Origin of the sequence: Billgrantia aerodenitrificans (assembly GCF_021404405.1) — a bacterium.
Lineage (GTDB): Bacteria > Pseudomonadota > Gammaproteobacteria > Pseudomonadales > Halomonadaceae > Halomonas > Halomonas aerodenitrificans.
Window position 1 is genome coordinate 225,510 of the sequence record NZ_JABFTV010000002.1, and the last position, 19,778, is coordinate 245,287.

Annotated in this window: 18 protein-coding genes; 13 read left to right on the forward strand and 5 right to left on the reverse strand. The window is 62.5% G+C overall.

The genetic code is table 11. The features are described from left to right. Positions 1–13: 13 nt before the first annotated feature. The gene (gene nfi / locus HOP59_RS04320) at positions 14–709 is read left to right on the forward strand and encodes a deoxyribonuclease V (RefSeq protein ID WP_234252950.1); all 696 of its coding nucleotides are present in this window, start codon (positions 14–16) and stop codon (positions 707–709) included. Between the two features lie 60 nt (positions 710–769). Next, positions 770–1,321: a DUF1415 domain-containing protein gene (locus HOP59_RS04325; RefSeq protein ID WP_234252951.1), complete on the forward strand. Its 552-nt coding sequence runs from the start codon at positions 770–772 to the stop codon at positions 1,319–1,321. 25 nt (positions 1,322–1,346) lie between these two features. Here HOP59_RS04325 and HOP59_RS04330 read toward each other — a convergent pair whose 3' ends face one another. Then, positions 1,347–2,237 carry an aldo/keto reductase gene (locus HOP59_RS04330; protein WP_234252952.1) on the reverse strand — a complete coding sequence of 297 codons (891 nt, stop codon included), beginning with the start codon at positions 2,235–2,237 and terminating at the stop codon, positions 1,347–1,349. Between the two features lie 157 nt (positions 2,238–2,394). Here HOP59_RS04330 and HOP59_RS04335 point away from each other — a divergent pair, with 157 nt between their 5' ends. Next, positions 2,395–2,826, forward strand: a complete 432-nt coding sequence (locus tag HOP59_RS04335) for an OsmC family protein (RefSeq protein ID WP_035591632.1) — start codon at positions 2,395–2,397, stop codon at positions 2,824–2,826. Between the two features lie 48 nt (positions 2,827–2,874). Here HOP59_RS04335 and HOP59_RS04340 read toward each other — a convergent pair whose 3' ends face one another. Then, positions 2,875–3,546 (reverse strand): gamma-glutamyl-gamma-aminobutyrate hydrolase, encoded by a 672-nt coding sequence (locus tag HOP59_RS04340; RefSeq protein ID WP_010629386.1) that lies wholly within the window; start codon positions 3,544–3,546, stop codon positions 2,875–2,877. After that, positions 3,543–4,562, reverse strand: a complete 1,020-nt coding sequence (locus tag HOP59_RS04345) for an amidoligase family protein (RefSeq protein WP_010629385.1) — start codon at positions 4,560–4,562, stop codon at positions 3,543–3,545. The genes HOP59_RS04340 and HOP59_RS04345 overlap by 4 nt, the downstream gene beginning before the upstream one ends. A 142-nt stretch (positions 4,563–4,704) precedes the next feature. Between HOP59_RS04345 and HOP59_RS04350 the strand changes: the two genes are divergently transcribed. The 3 genes from HOP59_RS04350 to HOP59_RS04360 all read left to right on the forward strand — a co-directional run bounded on the left by HOP59_RS04350 (position 4,705) and on the right by HOP59_RS04360 (position 9,529). Beyond that, positions 4,705–7,053, forward strand: a complete 2,349-nt coding sequence (locus HOP59_RS04350; RefSeq protein ID WP_234252953.1) for a mechanosensitive ion channel family protein — start codon at positions 4,705–4,707, stop codon at positions 7,051–7,053. 118 nt (positions 7,054–7,171) lie between these two features. Beyond that, on the forward strand, positions 7,172–8,698 hold the full coding sequence (locus HOP59_RS04355) for a hypothetical protein (RefSeq protein ID WP_234252954.1): 1,527 nt from the start codon (positions 7,172–7,174) through the stop codon (positions 8,696–8,698). A 135-nt stretch (positions 8,699–8,833) separates the two neighbouring features. Beyond that, positions 8,834–9,529: a CBS domain-containing protein gene (locus HOP59_RS04360; RefSeq protein WP_010629382.1), complete on the forward strand. Its 696-nt coding sequence runs from the start codon at positions 8,834–8,836 to the stop codon at positions 9,527–9,529. Between the two features lie 87 nt (positions 9,530–9,616). Here the strand turns inward: HOP59_RS04360 and HOP59_RS04365 are convergent, their stop codons facing one another. Both HOP59_RS04365 and HOP59_RS04370 read right to left on the reverse strand, forming a co-directional pair. After that, positions 9,617–10,741 (reverse strand): aminotransferase class V-fold PLP-dependent enzyme, encoded by a 1,125-nt coding sequence (locus tag HOP59_RS04365; protein ID WP_010629381.1) that lies wholly within the window; start codon positions 10,739–10,741, stop codon positions 9,617–9,619. 225 nt (positions 10,742–10,966) lie between these two features. Then, positions 10,967–11,569 (reverse strand): class I SAM-dependent methyltransferase, encoded by a 603-nt coding sequence (locus tag HOP59_RS04370; protein WP_010629380.1) that lies wholly within the window; start codon positions 11,567–11,569, stop codon positions 10,967–10,969. 268 nt (positions 11,570–11,837) lie between these two features. On the opposite strand from HOP59_RS04370, the gene HOP59_RS04375 reads away from it, so the two are divergent. The 7 genes from HOP59_RS04375 (at position 11,838) to HOP59_RS04405 (ending at position 19,690) form a co-directional block, all read left to right on the forward strand. Next, a complete protein-coding gene (locus HOP59_RS04375) occupies positions 11,838–12,974 on the forward strand; it encodes an ABC transporter ATP-binding protein (RefSeq protein WP_010629379.1) in 1,137 nt (378 codons plus the stop codon). 36 nt (positions 12,975–13,010) lie between these two features. Beyond that, complete coding sequence (locus HOP59_RS04380; protein WP_234252955.1) at positions 13,011–14,072, forward strand: ABC transporter substrate-binding protein; 1,062 nt, start codon at positions 13,011–13,013, stop codon at positions 14,070–14,072. A 98-nt stretch (positions 14,073–14,170) separates the two neighbouring features. Continuing rightward, positions 14,171–15,436 carry an ABC transporter permease gene (locus tag HOP59_RS04385; RefSeq protein ID WP_234252956.1) on the forward strand — a complete coding sequence of 422 codons (1,266 nt, stop codon included), beginning with the start codon at positions 14,171–14,173 and terminating at the stop codon, positions 15,434–15,436. Positions 15,437–15,439: 3 nt separating this feature from the next. Beyond that, entirely contained in the window at positions 15,440–16,270 is an 831-nt protein-coding gene (locus tag HOP59_RS04390; protein ID WP_234252957.1) for an ABC transporter permease, read from the forward strand. A gap of 228 nt (positions 16,271–16,498) precedes the next feature. Further along, positions 16,499–17,479, forward strand: coding sequence for a Bug family tripartite tricarboxylate transporter substrate binding protein (locus HOP59_RS04395; protein WP_234252958.1), 981 nt, complete (start codon positions 16,499–16,501; stop codon positions 17,477–17,479). Positions 17,480–17,581: 102 nt separating this feature from the next. Then, complete coding sequence (locus HOP59_RS04400) at positions 17,582–18,103, forward strand: tripartite tricarboxylate transporter TctB family protein (RefSeq protein WP_234252959.1); 522 nt, start codon at positions 17,582–17,584, stop codon at positions 18,101–18,103. Positions 18,104–18,169: 66 nt separating this feature from the next. After that, entirely contained in the window at positions 18,170–19,690 is a 1,521-nt protein-coding gene (locus tag HOP59_RS04405) for a tripartite tricarboxylate transporter permease (RefSeq protein WP_234252960.1), read from the forward strand. The last annotated feature ends 88 nt before the right edge of the window (positions 19,691–19,778 follow it).

Consider the following 19,778-nt stretch of genomic DNA (forward strand, 5'->3'; position numbering starts at 1 on the left):
AAGGATGCCAAGGATGACGCCACTGCATGAATGGACCCCCACGCCGGAGAAGGCCATCGCGCTGCAGCGCGAGCTGGCCCCACGCATCGAGCGCGAGGACCGTCTGGTTCCGGTGCGCCATATCGCCGGGGTCGACATCGGTTTCGAGGAGAACGGCGAGATCACCCGGGCGGCAGTGGTGGTGCTGGCCTGGCCCGACGACCCCATGGCCGGTTGCGAGGTGGTGGAGCAGGTGGTGCACCGCGAGCCGACCCGCATGCCCTACATTCCGGGGCTGCTCTCCTTCCGTGAGATTCCCGCGGCGCTGGCGGCCTTCGACATGCTCGCCACACGGCCCGAGCTGGTGATGGTCGACGGCCAGGGTATCGCCCATCCGCGCCGTCTTGGCGTGGCTTCGCACCTGGGGCTGTGGCTCGACCTGCCCACCATCGGCGTGGCCAAGTCGCGGCTGTGCGGGGTACATGATGAGGTGCCGGAGGCGCGTGGCGAATGGACGCCGCTGCGCCATCGCGGCGAGACGATCGGCGCGGTACTGCGCACCCGGGTAGGCGTCAAGCCGGTGTTCGTCTCGCTGGGGCATCGCATCAGCCTTGCGACCTCGCTCGACTGGGTGGTGAAGTGCCTGGGTCGCACCAAGCTGCCGGAGCCCACGCGGCTGGCCGACAGGCTCGCCTCGCGACGCGGGCCCATGCCGCGACCGGCGGATTGAGCCACGCTGCGTGCGGGCTCGGGTATACTGCCAGGCCATTTTTTGCCGACGAGGCCCATCATGCCCGACACCCTGACGCCCGCCTGCGCTGCCACTCGTGATTGGGTCGAGGGCTTCGTCGTGGCCCACAACGTCTGCCCCTTCGCCCGCCGCGAGCTGGTAAACGACAGCATTCGTTTCGTCGAGGTTTCTGCCGCTCAGTGGGAGCCTGCGCTGCAAGCACTGGTGGAGGAGTGTCGCCGCCTGGATGACACGCCGCAGATCGAGACCACCCTGATGCTGCTGCGCCCGGGCCTCGAGGACTTCGACGACTATCTCGACTTTCTCGACGTGGCCGAGGCACTGCTGATCGAGCAAGGCTACGAGGGGGTCTATCAGCTGGCCAGCTTCCATCCCGATTACTGCTTCGACGGCGCCGAGCAGGATGACCCGGCCAATTTCTCCAACCGCTCGCCCTGGCCGATGCTGCACCTGCTGCGTGAGGCGGGGCTCGAACATGCCCTGGCGCACTATCCGGACCCCGAGGCGATTCCCGAACGCAATATCGAACGGATGCGCCAGCTCGGCAGCGAACGCCTGGCCGCCGAGTTGGCGGCGCTGCGTGGCCAATGACGAATAGACCTATCGAAAACGGCCGCTAGACGATATCAAGCGGCACCTTGCGCCCAGGCGCCGGGTAGGCCGCGTCGAGCCGAGCCAGGGCTTCATCGGTGAGCTCGACCTGGAGAGCGGCGGCATTCTGTTCGACGTGCTGCGGCTGCACCGCCTTGGGAATGGCGATGACGTCGCGCCGGCCGTTCAGCGGGCGAATGGCCCAGGCCAGCAGTAGCTGGGCGGGGGTGATGCCGAGTCCGTCTGCCACTTCTCTCACCACCGGATGGCTGAACAGATCCTGGCGCAGCTGGCCAGCCTGGGCCAGCGGGCAGTAGGCCATCAGCGGCATGCCGAGTTGCTGCATCCGTGGCCGCAGGGCATGTTCGATGCCGCGCGAGCCGAGATGGTAGAGCACCTGATTCACCGCACACTCGCTGCCGCCGGGCAGTATCACCAGCGAGTCGAGTTCGTCTACGTCGAAGTTGGAAACGCCATAGCGGCGAATCTTGCCCTGCTCGCGCAGGCGCTCGAAGGCTTCCAGGGTCTCCTCCAGCGGGATGCTACCGGGCCAGTGGAGCAGGTAGAGGTCGAGATGATCGGTGCCCAGGCGCTTCAGGCTGCGCTCGCAGGCGGCCATGGCGCTGTCGCGTCCGGCGTTCCAGGGGTAGACCTTGGAGACCAGGAAGGCCTGGTCGCGACGACCGACCAGGGCTTCGCCGACGACTTCCTCGGCGCCGCCATCGGCATACATCTCGGCGGTGTCGATCAACGTCAGGCCCAGCTCCAGGCCCTGTTGCAGGGCGCGCACCTCGTCGCTTCGCGGTACCAGGCCCTCGCCCATGTACCAGGTACCCTGGCCGATGGCGGGCAGCTCGAGAGCGGGAGCATGGGCGGTGGCGGGCAAGGTCGCGTGAGGGGGGCGGTGGTCGGTCATGGTGGGCTCGTAAGTATTTTTTTGGAAAATATTTTCAAAATTATTCGCCAAAGAGATGGCGAAGACAAGTCGATGCGCTATGGTGAGGGAGTGGCAGCGTCCCATGACGCTGTCGGCGTTTTTATTGCAGTTCTCCCATCGCAAGGAGTCGACCGAGATGAGCATCAAGAAAACCGGTAGCGCTGTGTGGCAGGGTAGCCTGAAAGAGGGCAAGGGTCAGGTCTCCACCGAGAGCGGTGTACTGAATGACGTGCCCTACAGTTTCGCCAAGCGCTTCGAAGGTGAAGCCGGCTCCAACCCGGAGGAGCTGATCGGCGCGGCACACGCCAGCTGCTACTCCATGGCGCTCTCCATGATCATGGGCGAAGCGGGGCTGACGCCCGAGCGCATTGCCACCGAGGCGGCCGTCACTCTTGAGCAGGACGCCGGCGGCTTCAGCATCAGCAAGATCCACCTCACCACGCGGGTTCGCAGCCCGGGCGCCGATGAGCAGGCGTTCCAGGACGCGGCCAACAAGGCTAAGGAGGGGTGCCCGGTGTCCAAGCTGTTCAAGGCCGAGATCACGCTGGACGCCTCATTGGAAAGTTGAGTCGTTCTCCGTGTGCCGGCGGCCACCCAAGGGTGGCCGCTGTCATGTTCAGGGCATGGTGCGCCGCGCAGCAACGACCAGGGCACGAACCAGTCGCTGCTGAGGGCGGTTGAAGATCAGCCACTCCGGATGCCACTGCACGCCGATCAGGAATTCGTGGTCGCGGGATTCGATTCCCTGCACCAGTCCGTCGCGGTCGCGGGCGACGATCTCGATGCCGCGCCCTGCTTCCTGCACGGCCTGGTGGTGCAGGCTATTGATGCGGCACCAGCTCACCTTGAGGATACGGCGCAGCTGGCTGTTGTCTAGGATGTCCACGGTCTTGCGCGGCAGCACGGTGCGGCGGCGCTTGAGCCCCTCATGGGTGGTGTAGATATCGGGGTCCAGAGTGCCGCCCAGGTGGACGTTGAGCATCTGGGCGCCACGGCAGATGCCCAGCACCGGCTTGCCCTGGGGAATGAAGCGCTCCATCAGCTCCAGCTCCAGCTCGTCGCGCTGCGGGTCGAGGCGCACGTCGAGCTGAACCTCGCCGCCGTAGAGATGGGCCTGGATGTCGTCGCCGCCGCCGATGATCAGCCCATCCAGGGCTTCCGGCAGCGGCCGTGAGGGAGAGAGTCGCAGTGGCCGTCCGCCGTGTCGCCACACGGCGAACCAATCGAACCACCAGGCGATGCGACTCTTGTAGTCCGACGTGGTGATGCCGATGAGGGGGCGTGTCATGAGGGGGAGCGGACCTCCTTGATCCAGGTGCGCAACTTCCCTGCCATGCGCGTCATGAGCGATTGCGTGTTGAGACTGACGAAGCGACCGGCTCGCTCGTGCAGCTCCCTGCGGTCGGCGGCGAGCCGTTCGACGGCGACCCAGCGGTTCCATTCCACCACCGCTCCCCAGCCGCGCTGCGAGAGCTGGGCATTGGGCAATCGATAGTGAAAGGTCGGCCTGGGCTTGATCAGAGTGTTGTGAATCAGCGGATCGGGGTAATCGGGGCGCAGGAAGGCGAACAGCGGGTAGAGGTCCAGCTCGCGATTGCGTGTCGGGTTGAAGCCGATGTAATCCGCGATCAGCGTATCCAGATCGGGTGCGTAGTCGGGCGACAGCACCTGGATGGCATAGTGCTTGGGGAAGGGGTTGGCATGCGGCAGCACCTCGCGGGTGATGTCGATGTCGATCTCCTTGCGCAGCCAGGCGGCCATCAGCAGATAGGCCTGCAGCTGACGCAGCAGGTAATCGGTCTCCAGGCTTGCCACCTCGGGGTTGAGATGCAGGCCGAAGCCGTAGAGCAGGCTGGCATCGGTGCCCTTGGCGCCATGGGCATGTAGCGCCGTGAACAGGTTGTCGAGCTTGTCCAGCTCGTTCCATGGCACCGGCGGACAGACGATCTCGGTCGGCACCAGCCCCATGACCACGTCGCCGATCAGCTCGCGAGTCTTGTGATGGAACTCCATGCGCATCTGGTGCCGCTGCCGCTCCCATTCAGTATCGCTGTGTGGGGCCTGTTTGGTCACTCGGGTGTCGGGATGGGCATACTGGGTATCGAGCTCGATGATGAACTCGCCCCAATGGGTATTCACGACCTTGAGACGATGAGGGCTGACCTGCTGTAGCTCGCCGCCGAACAGGTCGCGCACCAGTTCGCCCGTCTGCTGAGGGGGGAGCCCGGCAAACTCGATTTCGACACCGATCCGGCGGGGTTTGCCCTGAACGTTCAGCGGCTCGGGTGGTGATTGCGGCAGCATGAAGGCATCCTGTGCGACTCGAGAGTCTGAACGCCAGCCTAGCACAGAGCGGTGAGAAGCCGTCAGGGACCGATCCTTGTTCTACTGTTGTCCCTAGGCTTGAGTCCCAAGGCTTGGCAGAACGGACAAGGGAGTGTAAGCAATGCCAGTTGGTTTTATCCGAGCGGGGCTTGCCGGTGCCGTGCCGGTCATGATCCGTTTCGGGCTGTTGTTGAGTCTGCTGCTTGCGGCGGGAACGTTGCATGCTCAGACATTGGCCTTCGGCGGGCTGGGCCAGGAAGACCAGGCCCCGGAGGAGACCCACGATGCCGAGTCGTTCCAGCAGTCGCTCAATGAAGTGATCGCGACGCTGGAGGACGAGGAGCGCCGCGGTGCGCTGCTCGGTGAACTGCGCGACATCCAGCAGGCCCACGGTGAGCACGCTGCCGACGACGGTGCCATCCAGCGCCAGGGGCTGCTCGGCGCCTTGGCTGAGACGATCAGCGAGTTCGGTGAGCAGGCCGAGGCGGGTGAGTCGCCGATCGACGACTGGCAGCGTCAACTGGAGCAGGGTTGGGCGGAGTTCAGCGAGCTGATGGTGGATACCGGTACCAATACGCTGGTGCGTTTCGCCATCGACAGCGCCGTGATGCTCGGCATCTGGGCCGGCCTGCTGGTGATCCTGATCGCCCTGGGCAGGCTGCTGTTCAAGCGACGCGAGCTGCCGCTCGACCTGCCGCGCGAGCCGCGTGGCTGGCTGCTGGCGCTGCACTTTTTGCGGCGTATGCTGCCGTGGGCCCTCACGTTCCTGCTGGTGATGGGTCTGGTGCAGGTGTTGCCACCCAGTCCGGGACGCACCTTGGCCCTGATCGTGGCCTATCTGGCGCTGTGCGGCCGCACGCTCTCCGTGGTGGTGGAGTGCGTGGTCTCGGTCTTCACACGCGGACATCGCTTCCCCGCCGTGTTGCTCCTGCAGCGCAAGGGGCTCAGGATGCTGTTCGTGATCGGCGCCCTGATCGCCCTTGGCGATGCGCTCAATGCGGCACGTCTGTCGCTCATCGTGGGCGAGGAGCTGGCAGCGCTGGGCTCGGTGCTGACCAACATGCTGGCTGCACTGCTCAGCATCCGCTTCATCTTCAAGTTCAAACGCGCCATCCGGCACCTTATCCGCAACCGCTCCTGGCGCGTACGCCGTGAAGGGGGCACCGGCATCGAGCTGGCGCGCATCGTCGGCGAGCTGTGGCACGTGCCGGCGCTGCTGGTCGTGGTGGGGTCGCTGCTGGCCATCTTCGTCACCGTGGGCGACGTGGGGGGCGCCCTGGCGCGCTCGATCGTCTCCGCGGCACTGCTGGTACTGACGCTGGTGATCACCGGGCTGATCCAGCGTCACGGCGAGCGGCGCGGCAAGCGCCGCCGGCTCAGCGAATATCGCCGGCGTCTGGAGCGCTTCGGCTACGCACTCTCCCACGTGGTGGCGTGGATCGTCTTCGCCGAACTGTCGCTGCAGGTGTGGGGCGGCTCGCTGTTCGGCCTGGGCCGCGAGGGGGTGGCCGGCGTTCGGATCGGTCAGGCGCTGCTGGCGCTGGGCTTCACGGTATTGCTGGCCTGGCTGGTATGGATCTTTGCCGATACCGCCATTCAGCGCGCCCTGATGTCTTCCGCCCGCTCGCGAGGGCGGCGCGTCAATCAGGCGCGGGCCCAGACCATCACGCCGATGATTCGCAACGTGATGTTCGCCACCATCGTGATCATCGCCGCCATCGTGGGGCTGGCCAATCTCGGCGTGAACGTCACGCCGCTGCTGGCCGGCGCCGGCGTGATCGGCCTGGCGGTGGGCTTCGGCGCCCAGACCCTGGTGCAGGATCTGATCACCGGCATCTTCATCATCATCGAGGATTCGCTGGCGGTGGACGACTTCGTGCAGATCAACGGCCACATGGGCACCGTCGAGGGGCTGACCCTGCGCACCGTGCGGCTGCGCGACCTGGACGGCATCCTGCACATCATCACCTTCAGTGCCATTCAGTCGATCCACAACATGTCGCGCCACTTCGGCATCGCCCTGATGCGCATCCGCATCCCCCACACCATGAAGATCGACGACGCCATCACCTTGATGCAGGAAACCGCCCAGGAGCTACGCCAGGACCCGATGATGCGACACCATATCTGGTCGCCGCTGGAGATGCAGGGGGTCGATCGCTTCGACGAGGGGGCTGCCGTGCTGCGCATGCGTTTCCGCACCGCACCGGTGATGCAGTGGGACGTGGCGCGCGCCTTCAACCTGCTGCTCAAGCAGCGCATGGAGGCCCAAGGCATCGACCTGGGCATGCCGCGTCTGAGTGTGAGCATGGAGGGCCAGCCGGGCGACCCCATGACGGATGAGCCGGCACCGGACGAGGGCAACGCGACCACCTTGCGCGATGCCAAGGGGCGCGCGCCGGGCGAGGCCGGCATCGCCGACCCCGATGGGGCGACCGGCCCGCAGCGTTCGTCGCCGGACTCCTCATAGCGATGGTCGAGTTTCTCGGCTATCGGGCCGGTCCGCGTTGGCGTGCGGACCGGTTTTCCCCGTACTATGAACGTCATACGGCCTTGCCTAGGCCTCTGGCACGAGGAGACGGGGCAACGTGATCACCGTCGAACGCAAGGACAGCTTCCACCTCAAGATTTCCCGCGTGCTGCAGGAGGAAACCTCGCACCGGTTGGATCTGTTCCTGTTCGTTCCCGGCGAACTCGGGCTCAATGAGCACGTCATCTCCGAAGATGCCTTCTACTACAGCGGCATCCACGTCAAGCGCACCTACTACAGCGACAAGCACCACCTGCCGCTGGTGCTCAGCCGCCTGGCCAGTCGTGGCAAGCTCAGCACCGAGCAGTATCGCCTGAGCCTGAGCCTCTATGCCTACCAATACGTGGTGGCGCTGGAGCGGGCGACCCAGAGCCTGCTCGACACCGCACGCAAGGTGAAGAAGGCCGAAGGCGAGGAGCGGGACGACGCGGGCGAATCCGGCACCGAGGAGAGCAAGAGCCGTGACGAGGAGAGTCGTGAGACGCTCTCCGATCCCACCTCGGTGGGGCTCGAGGAGCGCCTAGAGGAGCTCTGCGAGCTGGCCCAGGGCATTCTGCGTCGACTGCGCCGTAACCGGCCCGGCGAGGACAACCTGCTCAAGTACTACGCCAATATCGACAACTACCTTTCCTGGTTCACCGAGCAGCGGCTGCTGGCGCTGTTGGCCCACCTGCCGCGCGGGCGCAACTACCGGGCCATCCGCGAACGCCTGCTGGAAATCGTTCAGGCCGAGAGCGAATACCGCGATCAGGAGGAGTACAACGCCTCGCGGGTGACGCGCGACCCGACGCGGATGTCCAACAAGATGCGGCTGCTGCGTCGCCTCATCGAGTACCCGGTCACCTTGAAGCAGAAGAGCCAGGAGCTGGGCAGCGCGGAGCAGAAGGCGGTGAAGGGGCTCGCCACTGGGCTGGTCATGATCTTCGTCTCGTTGGGGCTGCTCCAGGCGCGCGATGCCTGGGGCAACATCACCGCGCTGTTCGTGCTGGCCATGGCCGTGCTCTATGCCATGCGCGAGGTGTTCAAGGACGATCTGCGCAATACGTTGTGGCGCTGGCTGCGCAAGGGGCGCCCCAAGTGGCGGCGTCAGTACTTCGATGCCACCAGCAATGCCATGGTCGGGCGCCAGCTCGAGTGGTTCGACTACAAGCGCTTCAGCAAGCTCGACGAGCAGATCCAGCGCGTACGCCAACGCAACGTGGCGCAGCGCGAGGAGGTGGTGCTGCACTATCGCTCCAGCTCACGCATGTCGCCGACCCGGTTCCTGAGCGGCTATGAGCAGACCCGCGAAACGCTGTCGTTCGACCTCTCGCAGCTGACCCGCCTGATGGACAAGGGCAGCCACCATGTCTATCGGCTCAAGGACGGCCAGGTCAACAGGGAGTCGGTGGAGAAGCGGCATCTGCTCAACTTGGTGGTGCGGGAAGAGGTCGCTCATGCCGAGCCGATTCTGCAGCGCTGGAAGATCGTGATGAGTCGTTCGCGGATCGTCGATGTGGTCAAGGTGCACCAGGAGGGTGGGGAAAAGCGTGTGGTCGACACGGAAGCCCTCGCCAAGGAAGCATTGAATCTTCATCGCATATGAAGATTTGTCGCGCCGGGATTGCTGTAAGTCAAGATGGCGGGTTGTCTGCTCTGCTACTTTCGGAAATGTAGAAAATTGTGACGCCGAAAAAGTCGGACTAGATTTTAAGCAGGGACCAGCCAGGAGGATCCCGTCATGCACGCTGTCGATGTCATGACCCCAAGGGTCATCACCGTGTCACCCGAGACCGACGTTCGGGAAATCGCACGCCTGTTGCTCGAGCACAACATCAGCGCTCTGCCCGTGGTGGAAGACGATGGCAAGGTTCTCGGCATCGTCAGTGAGGGCGATCTGATGCGTCGCGTCGAGAACGGTACCGAACGACGCAAGTCCTGGTGGCTGAAATCCATCTTCGCCGGCGCCAACAATGCCAGCGAATACATCAAGTCTCACGCCCGCAAGGCGCATGAGATCATGACGCCCAACCCCATCACCATCGATGAAGACGAGCCGCTGCACCGCGTGGCCAAGCTGCTGGAGAAGCACCATATCAAGCGGGTACCGGTGGTACGTGACGGCAAGCTGGTGGGTATCGTCAGCCGTGCCAACCTGCTGCGTGGTTTCTCGATGACTGCACCCGATGCCGTGACGCCGGCCACCACCGACGACCGCGAGATCCGCGATGCCATTCTCGGGGAAATCGAAGAAAATACCGGGGTCTGGGTCGATCGTATCAACGTGATCGTAACCGAGGGCGCGGTGCAGGTCTGGGGCTTGGTCGAGAGCCAGGAGGAGAAGATGGCGGTACAGGTCGCCGTCGAGAATACCCCCGGCGTGAAGTCCGTGGAGAACAACCTCGGCATGCTGCCCCGCGGTATCGGTCACTTCTGAGCGTGGCAGGCCGTTGGCGGACAAAGCCTGACGCCAGCGGGGCGGCCCTGAGACCGCCCCGTGTGTGGGGATGACGAGCCGGCCGGCTCAGCCGACCTGCTTCAGCGCCGCTTCCAGATTGGCCAGGCTGCGCTCGGTCTCGTGCAGCTTGTCGAGACCGAACAAGCCGATGCGGAACGCCTGATAGGTCTCGCCCTCGTCACACATCAGCGGTACGCCGCCGGCTATCTGCACCCCGGCGGCGGCGAACTTGGCCACGATGCCGGGGTCGTCACTGTAGTAGACCACCACGCCAGGCGCCTCGAAGCCCGGGGCCGCCACGCTGCGGTAGCCGTAGCGTGACATCAGCTCGCGCACGCCGCGCCCCAGCGCCCACTGCTCCTCGCGCACCTTGTCGAAACCGTACTCGGCGGTCTCGTGCATGATGTCACGCAGGCGAGCCAGGCCATCGGTGGGCAGGGTGGCGTAGTAGGCGTGGCCGCCGTTCTCATAGGTCTCCATGATCCACAGCCACTTGCGCAGGTCGCAGGCAAAACTGGTGCTCACGGTCTCCTCGATACGCTCACGCGCCTGCTCGGAGAGCATCACCATGCCGCAGCAGGGAAGCCCACTCCAGCCTTTCTGGGGGGCACTGACGAGCACGTCGACGCCGATCTCCTGCATGTCCACCCACAGCGTGCCGGAAGCGATGCAGTCGAGCACGAACAGGCCGCCGACCTCATGTACCGCTGCCGCCACCCGACGCAGGTAGTCGTCTGGCAGCAGCAATCCGGCTGAGGTCTCCACATGGGGCGCGAATACCACGCCCGGGCGCTCTTCGCGGATGGTGCGCTCGACCTCCTCGATGGGTGCCGGAGCGAAGGGCGAGCGGTCGTCCTGCGCGTCGGCCCGACGTGCTTTGAGCACCGTGGTCGAGGTGGCAATGGCGCCCATTTCCAGAATCTGCGACCAGCGATAGCTGAACTGGCCGTTGCGCACGATCAAGCAATGCTGGTTGGTGGCGAACTGGCGAGCCACCGCCTCCATGCCGAAGGTGCCGCTACCGGGCACGATCGCCACGCTATGGGCCCGGTAGACCCTCTTGAGCGTCGCCGAGACGTCGCGCATCACCCCCTGGAAGCGTTGTGACATGTGATTGAGTGAACGATCGGTATAGACCACCGAATATTCGAGCAGGCCGTCGGGGTCGACATCGGGCAGCAGTCCGGGCATGGGGGTCTCCCTTCTTTCAAGCGAGTGGCGAAAGCGTCATTGAGCCGGAAAGGATATGTGGTTTCCGGGTGGCGGGCCAGCGCAAGGCCTAAGTAACCTTGGAGTCGACGGTGCCGGAAGCGGAAAGCAACGCTGTCAACCGGGGCCGGTCAAGCGAATGGGGCTGGTCGAGAATGGCTCCGATCTACCGCAGGCCAGTGGGCCTGCGGTCGACGTAAGGGAGCATCACTTATGGCAGAAATAGACCTTGGCGGGTGGGATGTTGATCGGCTCGAAGGCGCTCTCCACGCGCGAGAAGATCTGGCGCAGGTCGGAAGAGACCTTGGGTGAGAACTGATAGATCAGCATGGATCCCCCTGTGGCCAGGGCTTTCTGGCTCTGCTGGAGGATACGCTCGCGGCAGTCGGCTGGCATGGTGCTGAAAGGCAGACCGGCGACCACATAGTCGGCTGCCGGCAGGCCCAGGCGCTCGAGTTCCTCCTCGATGTTTTCCGCCGAGCCGGCAATCACCTTGAGACGAGGGTCGGTCATGGAACGGTTCAGGAAGTCGACGAAATCGTCGTTGGTCTCGATGACCACCAGCGTTGCGTCGGGATGCAAGCGACCCAGGATCTCGTGGGTGATGGTGCCCACGCCGGGCCCGTATTCGACGATCACACGTGCTCGTTCCCAGTCCACGGGCTCCAGCAGCCGGCGAATGAGGAATGACGAGCTGGGGATGATGGAGCCCAGCATGCGGGGATGCTTGAAGAAATTGCGTGCAAAGAGTGTCAGTTGGGCTCGTCGTTCAGGGCCTGCCACGACCGGGGGTCGCTCTTGAACCGCCATGGGCATTCCTCCTTCAGTTGTAGCTGAACATGCCTCCACTCTAGGCCAGCCTAGGTCTGCATGAAAGGGTGGGCTTGCCTGGTGGGTTCAACCGAGTACCTGAATGGGAGGGGCATTTGCCTGTTGCGTTGAATTACGGCTAAAGAAGGATGTGGAATATACTTGACGATGTTCTTGGCGATGTTTAGCTTGAATGTTGAAACTTTCAGTGAACGTCTTGCATTATTCTTGACGTCTGCACCCCTCTGAAATCGCCATGGGTGAAACGATGCCTCACGACAAGACCAACGAATCGCACCCTCATCCGCCGCCCTTGATTACGTTTACAGGCGTTCAGAAGACTTACGACGGCGAGCATCTGGTGGTCAAGGATCTCAACCTGACGATTCGCCAAGGGGAGTTCGTCACGCTGCTGGGGCCCTCCGGCTCTGGCAAGACCACCTGCCTGATGATGCTGGCCGGTTTCGAAGTGCCGACCAGTGGCGACATCTTCCTGCGCGAGCAGCGGCTCAACAGCGTGCCGCCCCACAAGCGCAACTTCGGCATGGTGTTTCAGAACTATGCCCTGTTTCCCCACATGACGGTAGAGGAGAACATCCGCTACCCGCTCAAGACGCGTCGCATGCCGGCCGCCGAGGCCGACCGCAAGGTGGCTCACATTCTCGACATGATCCAGCTGCGCGACTTTGCCAAGCGCCGACCCACCCAGCTCTCCGGCGGCCAGCAGCAGCGCGTGGCGCTGGCCCGCTCGCTGGTCTTCGAGCCGCAGTTGGTGTTGATGGACGAGCCGCTGGGCGCGCTGGACAAGCAGCTACGCGAGCAGATGCAACTGGAGATCAAGCATCTCCATGAGCGGCTCGGGCTCACCGTGGTCTTCGTCACCCACGACCAGAGCGAAGCGCTGACCATGTCGGACCGGGTGGCGGTGTTCAACGATGGCGTGATTCAGCAGATCGACACCCCGACCAACCTCTATGAGCATCCCGCCAATGCCTTCGTCGCCCAGTTCATCGGCGAGAACAACACCCTGGCAGGGCGCATTCAGTCGGTGGAGGGGCGTCATTGCCGGGTCAGTTTCGGCGACGGTTTCAGCACGGGTGCGCTGATCGGCAGCGGACTCGCGGTGGGGGATGCCACGCGGCTGTCGATTCGCCCCGAGCGGGTCAAGCTCAACGGCTCCGCCCAGGGCCTGCCCAATCGGCTCCAGGCGCGCATCCGCGAGTTCATCTACCTGGGCGACCACTTGAGAGTCCGCTGCGAACTGGCCGACAACGACGAGTTCATGGCGCGGGTGCCGGTGGACGATTTCGAAAGCAGTATGCAGCCGGGAGATGTGATCGAACTCGGCTGGCGAGACGAGGACGTGCGCGCACTCGACGCCTCCTGCTCCGCAACAACGCAGTAAATTCAATAACAAAGGCCTTTGGCCGGGAGAAAGACAATGACTCAGCAGCGCTTCCCACTATCCCGCATCAGCCGTGGCATCGCCCTCGGCGGCCTGGTCAGCCTCGGTCTGGCGGTTTCCGCCAGCGCTCAGGCACTGACCGTGATCTCCTTCGGTGGCGCCTCCGGCGATGCCATGCAGAACGCCTACTACGGCCCCTTTACCGAGGAGACGGGCATCCGACTCACACCGGGTGACTACAACGGCGAGCTGTCGCGGATCCGCGCCATGGTGGAAACCGGCAACGTCAGCTGGGATCTGGTGGAAATGGAATCTCCCGAGCTGGTACGCGGCTGCTTCGAGGGTCTGTTCGAACCCATCGACTGGCAGCGCCTGGGGCTGGGCAGCGTGCTGATCGACGCAGCCTTCGACGAGTGTGGCGTGGGCACCTTCGTCTGGTCGACGGTGCTGGCCTACAACGCCGATGCGCTGGACAGTGCACCGACCTCCTGGGCCGATTTCTGGGACGTCGAGCAGTTCCCCGGCACACGCGGGCTGCGCCGTGGCGCCAAGTACACCCTGGAGTTCGCGCTCATGGCAGATGGCGTGGCCGCCGATGAGGTCTATGAGGTGCTGCGCACCGACGAGGGGGTCGATCGCGCCTTTGCCAAGCTCGACGAGATCAAGAGCCACATTCAGTGGTGGGAGGCCGGTGCCCAGCCGCCCCAGTGGCTGGTATCCGGCGACGTGGCGATGACCTCTGCATACAACGGTCGCATTGCCGCTGCCCAGGAAGAGGGCAGCAACCTCGAGATCGTCTGGAACGAGAGCATCTACGACCTCGACTACTGGGCCATCGTCGCCGGCAGTGAACACGTCGACGAGGCCTATGCCTTCATCGAGTTCGCCAGCCAGCCCGAGAACCAGGCAGCTTACTCCAGCGAGATTCCCTACGGCCCGGTGCACCCGGAAGCCATCGCCCAACTGGATGAGACCCAGGCGCGACGCATGCCCACCTACGAGGAGAACATGATAGGGGCGTTGGCCATCGATACCGGCTTCTGGGTCGATCATGGTGAAGAGCTGGAGCAACGCTTCAGCGCCTGGGCGGCCCGCTGAGCGACGCCGAGCGGCGGCCTTGGGCCGCCGCCAGCCCTGCTTTCACTTCGGGCCCGCCCTAGGGCTGGGCCCGGCACGCTTGAACCATGGGGTAGGCGATGTCTGCGAACCTGTCGGCAACCATGTCGCCAGCCAAGCCTGGCGGTAATCTCAAGGCGCAGTTACGCCGTGCCGAACGGCTGCGCAAGCTCAAGGCCATTGGTCTGGTGGCGCCGCTGGCGCTGTTTCTGATCGTCGTCTTCGTGGTACCCATTGGCAACATGCTGTGGCGCAGCGTCGACAACACCGAACTCGATTCGGTGATGCCGCTCACGGCAGAGGGGCTGCGCCACTGGGACGGCAGCGGGCTGCCGGACGAGGCCACTCTGGCCGCCTTTGCCGCCGAGCTGCGTGATTCACGTCAGGGCGGTGGGCTGGGGCGCATCAGCCGGCGCCTCAACTACGAGGATTCCCGTTATCGCAGCCTGTTGATGAATACCCTGCGTGGCCTGCCGACGGTGGATGCGGTCGGCCCCGATACCGATTGGGTCGCGACCCTGACCGAGATCGATCCCGCCTGGGGCGAGACCGAGACCTGGCTCGGCATTCAGCGTACCGCGCCCACCACCACCGACCGCTACCTGCTGGCCTCGCTCGATCTGCAGCGTGGCACCGACGGTGAGATAGCGCGCGTCGCCGAGCGCGACCGCCTCTACCTGAGCGTGTTCCAGCGCACGCTGGTGATCGCCGGTGGCGTCACCCTGATCTGTCTGGCACTGGGCTTCCCGCTGGCCTATCTGCTGGCCACGTTGCCGGCCAAGACCAGCAACATGCTGATGATTCTGGTACTGCTGCCGTTCTGGACCTCGCTGCTGGTGCGTACCGCGGCGTGGATCATCCTGTTGCAGTCCAACGGCCTGGTGAACCAGAGCCTTATCTTCAGCGGGCTGATCGACTCGCCGCTGCAGCTGGTGTTCAACCGCATCGGGGTGTTCTTCGCCATGGTGCACATTCTGCTGCCGTTCATGGTGCTGCCGCTGTACAGCGTGATGAAGGGCATCTCACCGAGCTATCAGCGCGCCGCGGTGTCGCTGGGGGCACACCCCTTCGCCGCCTTCTGGCAGGTCTACGTGCCGCAGACCATCTCCGGCGTGGCAGCCGGCACCATCCTGGTCTTCATCATGGCGCTGGGTTACTACATCACCCCGGCGCTGGTGGGCGGGCCGGCCGATCAGATGGTGAGCTACTACGTGGCCTACTACACCAACACCACCAACAACTGGGGCATGGCGGCGGCGCTGGGCAGCCTGCTGCTGGTGGTCACTCTACTGCTCTACCTGGTTTACCACCGCCTGGTGAACCGCAAGCAGCTGATCAGGAGCTGAGCCATGTCGCTACCTCCCTACGCCTCGCCGGTAGAGAAAGTGTGGTTCTGGGTCTTTCGCATCTTCTGCGGCCTGATACTGCTGTTCCTGATCGCGCCGGTACTGGTGATCGTGCCGCTGTCGTTCAGCAGCGGCTCATTCCTGACCTACCCGCTGCCGGGCTTCTCGCTGCGCTGGTACGAGGCGATCTTCACCTCCTCGGCGTGGATGGGGGCGCTCAAGAACAGCCTGATCGTGGCGCCGCTGGCCACGCTGCTGGCGATGATCTTCGGTACCCTGGCGGCGGTGGGCCTCAATCGCGCCGAGTTTCCCGGCAAGGGGCTGATCGTGGCGCTGCTGATCTCGCCCATGGTGGTGCCGCTGGTGATCGTCGCGGTGGGCATGTACTTCTTCTTCGCCCAGGTCGGCCTGCTCAACTCCTACACGGGGCTGGTGCTGGCCCATACGGTGCTCGGCGTGCCCTTCGTGGTGATCACCGTCAACGCCACTCTTCAGGGCTTCGACTTCAATCAGGTGCGCGCCGGGGCGAGCTTGGGTGCCAACCCCATGCGGGTGTTCTTCACCATCGTGCTGCCGCAGATCGTGCCCGGCGTGGTGTCGGGCGGCCTGTTCGCCTTTGCCACCTCGTTCGATGAAGTGGTGGTGGCGCTGTTCATCGCCAGCCCCACCGAGCGCACCCTGCCGATCCAGATGTTCTCCGGCATTCGCGAGAACATCAGCCCGGCCATTGCCGCGATGGCCACCATTCTGATCCTGATCTCGACGCTGCTATTGGTTACCATGGAACTGTTACGACGGCGCAGCGAGAGGCTGAAGGGCGGGGCCGGGGTGTGAGGCCCTGTCCGGCCAACAGTTTTCGGCTTTTTGAGCACTCGGGCAAGCTTGACAACCCTTTGCGGGTAATACACGGAAACTGGCCTTATCGGGAGGCAGCGACTGGCACTATGCTCCCTGAGAATTGGCAAGTAGCGTCTTAGAGAGTCATCTGATGAAGATAGTTTTCAGCATGTTCCTCTCAGCATGACGTTAAAGAACAATGCCAAATTATTCAGGTGGAATTACATGAAAATCCCTGCAAAGCTTCTTCCCGTTTCTCTTGCCTCTTCCATGGTACTGGCCTCTTTCAGTGCTCTGGCGGACTATCCAGATGGCCCGATTACCTTGGTGGCACCCTATGGGCCTGGTGGTTCTTCAGATCTTGCCGCACGCACTATGGCATCATCGATTCCGGACTACATCGGCGGAAATGTTCTGGTGGTGAACCGCACCGGTGCTGCGGGTGTGGTGGGGTCTAACTTCGTTCGTAATGCCGCCCCCGATGGCAAAACGCTGCTACTGGCCCGCTACGGATCTCATGCTACAGGGCCAGCGCTGAACCCAGATGCGCCCTATGAGTGGGATGACTTTACCTACCTGGGCATGCTCTCTCTCGATGCTTTCGTTTGCATCGTTCCTGAAGACTCTCCCTACAGCAAACTTGAAGAGTGGAAAGAAGGGGTGATGGCCAACCCTGGCAAGTACAGTTACTCGACCTCGGGAGTTGGTACAGGCAACCATCTGGTGGTATCGCTGCTGCTCGATAGCCAGGGTATCGATCCGGATACCGCCAACCATGTTCCCTATGAAGGCGATGGTGAAGTGGTTTCTTCCGTGGTTGGCGGCCATGTGGACTTCACCTGTGTCAACCTGTCCCCGGCCTTGGGCCAAATCAATTCAGGTACCGTCAAGCCGCTTGGTGTAACGACGCCGGAGCGGGTCGATGATCTTCCGAATGTGCCTTCTTTCACCGAGCTGGGCTATGACAGCATGGAGGCCGGCATTGGCTGGAGCGCCCTGGCCGGCCCTCCAGAAATGGACGAGGACATTATCCAAGCCTGGGCCGAGGCCTTGGCGCAACTGCAGGAATCCGAAAGCTGGAATGCCTCTGTGGATCGCTTGGGAGCCATTCCCAGCATCATGTCTCCTGAAGAGACCAAGGAGTTCGTGGGCAGTCAGGTTACTGTGATACAGGATATTGTCGAGCGCCTTCAACTCGCCGATTGAGCTGCTGCATCAGTGTCGAGAGGGGCTGCCAGGCGGCCCCTGTGTCGCTCATTGTGCTCGGAAGCTCGGCTTTCCGTAAATTTATCGAGGGCGGGTATTTCCATGACCATGAAACTCAAGGAAGTCAGTATCGGGCTTCTCGTATTGGCGCTGGCTGTTTTTCTGCTTATCTTCTTGATCCCTGAGGGAGTACCGCAGCCTGGTCGATTGCGGGAGGGCCAGCTTTCACCGCGTTTCTGGCCACTGGTTGCCACCTCGATACTCTTTTTGTCGGGGCTGGTTTTGACTGCAATGGCCTGGTTTGAAAAAGAGCAGGCTACTCCCAGCTCGGCCGCCCGCGAGGGGGGTGATGAAGAGCTTCCCTTGAAAAACGCGATTTTGGGTCTGATCGTCGGCTTCATTTTGTTGTCGGGATACTACTGGGTAATGACACGAGTTGGTATGGTCGTCGCCTCTGCAATAGGAATTGTACTGCTAGGCTATGCGTATGGTGAATGCCGCTGGAAGGTGTTGGTGACCGTGGCTCTTCTTCTGCCAGTAGCGCTCTACCTCTTCTTTGTCTATGTGGCGGGAATTCCCATTCCCGATCCTCTGGCTCGAGCAGTTTTCCGCGCCATTTTCTGAGCGAATACATATCGTTCATGATTCTGAGAATGCTGTCGCCCTGCCCGGGCGAAGAGGGATATATTCATGATTATCGACAACTTTGCACAAGGTTTCGAGCTGTTCTTTAGCTGGGGAAACATACTGGCGATATTGGTCGGTGTACTGGTGGGGATAGTTTTTGGGGCCATCCCCGGCCTGACGGGGACTATGGCCGTGGCCTTGGTGCTACCCTTTACCTTTTCCCTCGCGCCGGTCACCGGCATCCTGCTATTGGTTGGCGTATACAAGGGGGCAGTATATGGTGGGTCCATACCTGCAATCTTAATCAAGACGCCGGGCACGCCTGGTGGGGCCTGTACCGTGATGGATGGCTACCCCTTGGCTCGCCAGGGCAAGGCAGGTAAGGCGCTGAATATGGCGCTCTACTCATCAGCCTGCGCAGATTTTATCTCCAACCTCGCCCTGATTTTCATGGCCGGTTTTATCGCAGCCTTTGCACTTCGCTTCGGACCGCCCGAGTTTTTTGCCCTAATGTGCTTCTCGCTGACTATCATTGCCGGTGTGTCCGGGAACTCACTGATGAAGGGGTTGGCTTCAGCGGCTTTAGGCTTGCTCCTTGCCAGTGTGGGGCTCGATATCATTTTCGGTACGCCGCGCTTCGCCTTCGGCGAGGTGGAGCTTACCGCTGGGATCAACTTTATCCCCATCCTGATTGGCTTGTTCGCCATGCCAGAGATTATCAATCAGTTTACCAAGCGCTATCGGGTTGTCACTCGTATTGCCGAGGCAGCCAATGCGCGGGTGAGCTGGCAAGAGTTCAAGGGCTCGCTTCGCAGCATTCTGCGCGGCAGCTTGATCGGTGTGGTACTGGGTGCCATACCGGGTATCGGTGGTGCTCCGGCGGCGTTCGTTTCCTATGGTGCAGCACAGCGCGCTTCAAAGAATGCAGACAACTTCGGCAAAGGCGAGCTTGAAGGCGTGGCCGCCTCTGAGGCTGGAAATAACGGCGTCTGCGGTGCGACGATGATCCCGCTGCTGTCTCTGGGAGTGCCAGGGGATGTTATTACGGCAGTGATACTCGGCGCTTTCATGATCCACGGGCTGACGCCTGGACCGCTGCTATTCCAAGAGAACATCGATATTGTCTACGCAATCTTCTGCGGGATCCTGCTCAGCTCGGTGTTTATGGTAATGTGGGGAAAGCTGGGTATCCGTGTATTTTCACGTATTGCTGATATACCCAATACCATTCTTTTTCCCGCAGTTCTGGTGCTCTGTGTCTTCGGGGCCTATGCGGTCAACAGCAACCCCTTCGACGTTCTAGTCATGTTCTTGGTCGGCATTCTGGGATTTGCCATGCTCAAAGGAAATATTCCGCCGGCGCCCTTCCTGATTGCCTTCGTGCTGGGTCCGATGTTGGAAAACAACCTGAGGCGCGCATTGCAAATGTCCAACGGGGATTATTCGATACTGTTGCGAAATGAAATTACTATTTTCTTCCTTGCGCTGACGGTGTTGTCTTTGATCCTGATCACCGTTCGTAACCTCAAGCGCTGGCGGCGGAGAACGGCAGAAAAGCGTGATGATGCTCCTCTGACGAATTGACTTATCTATGTGATCTATAAAAAGTAAATCAACCTGGACCAACGGGTCACTTCTAACTGGTACTAAGCGAAAGCATGATTTTAGAGGT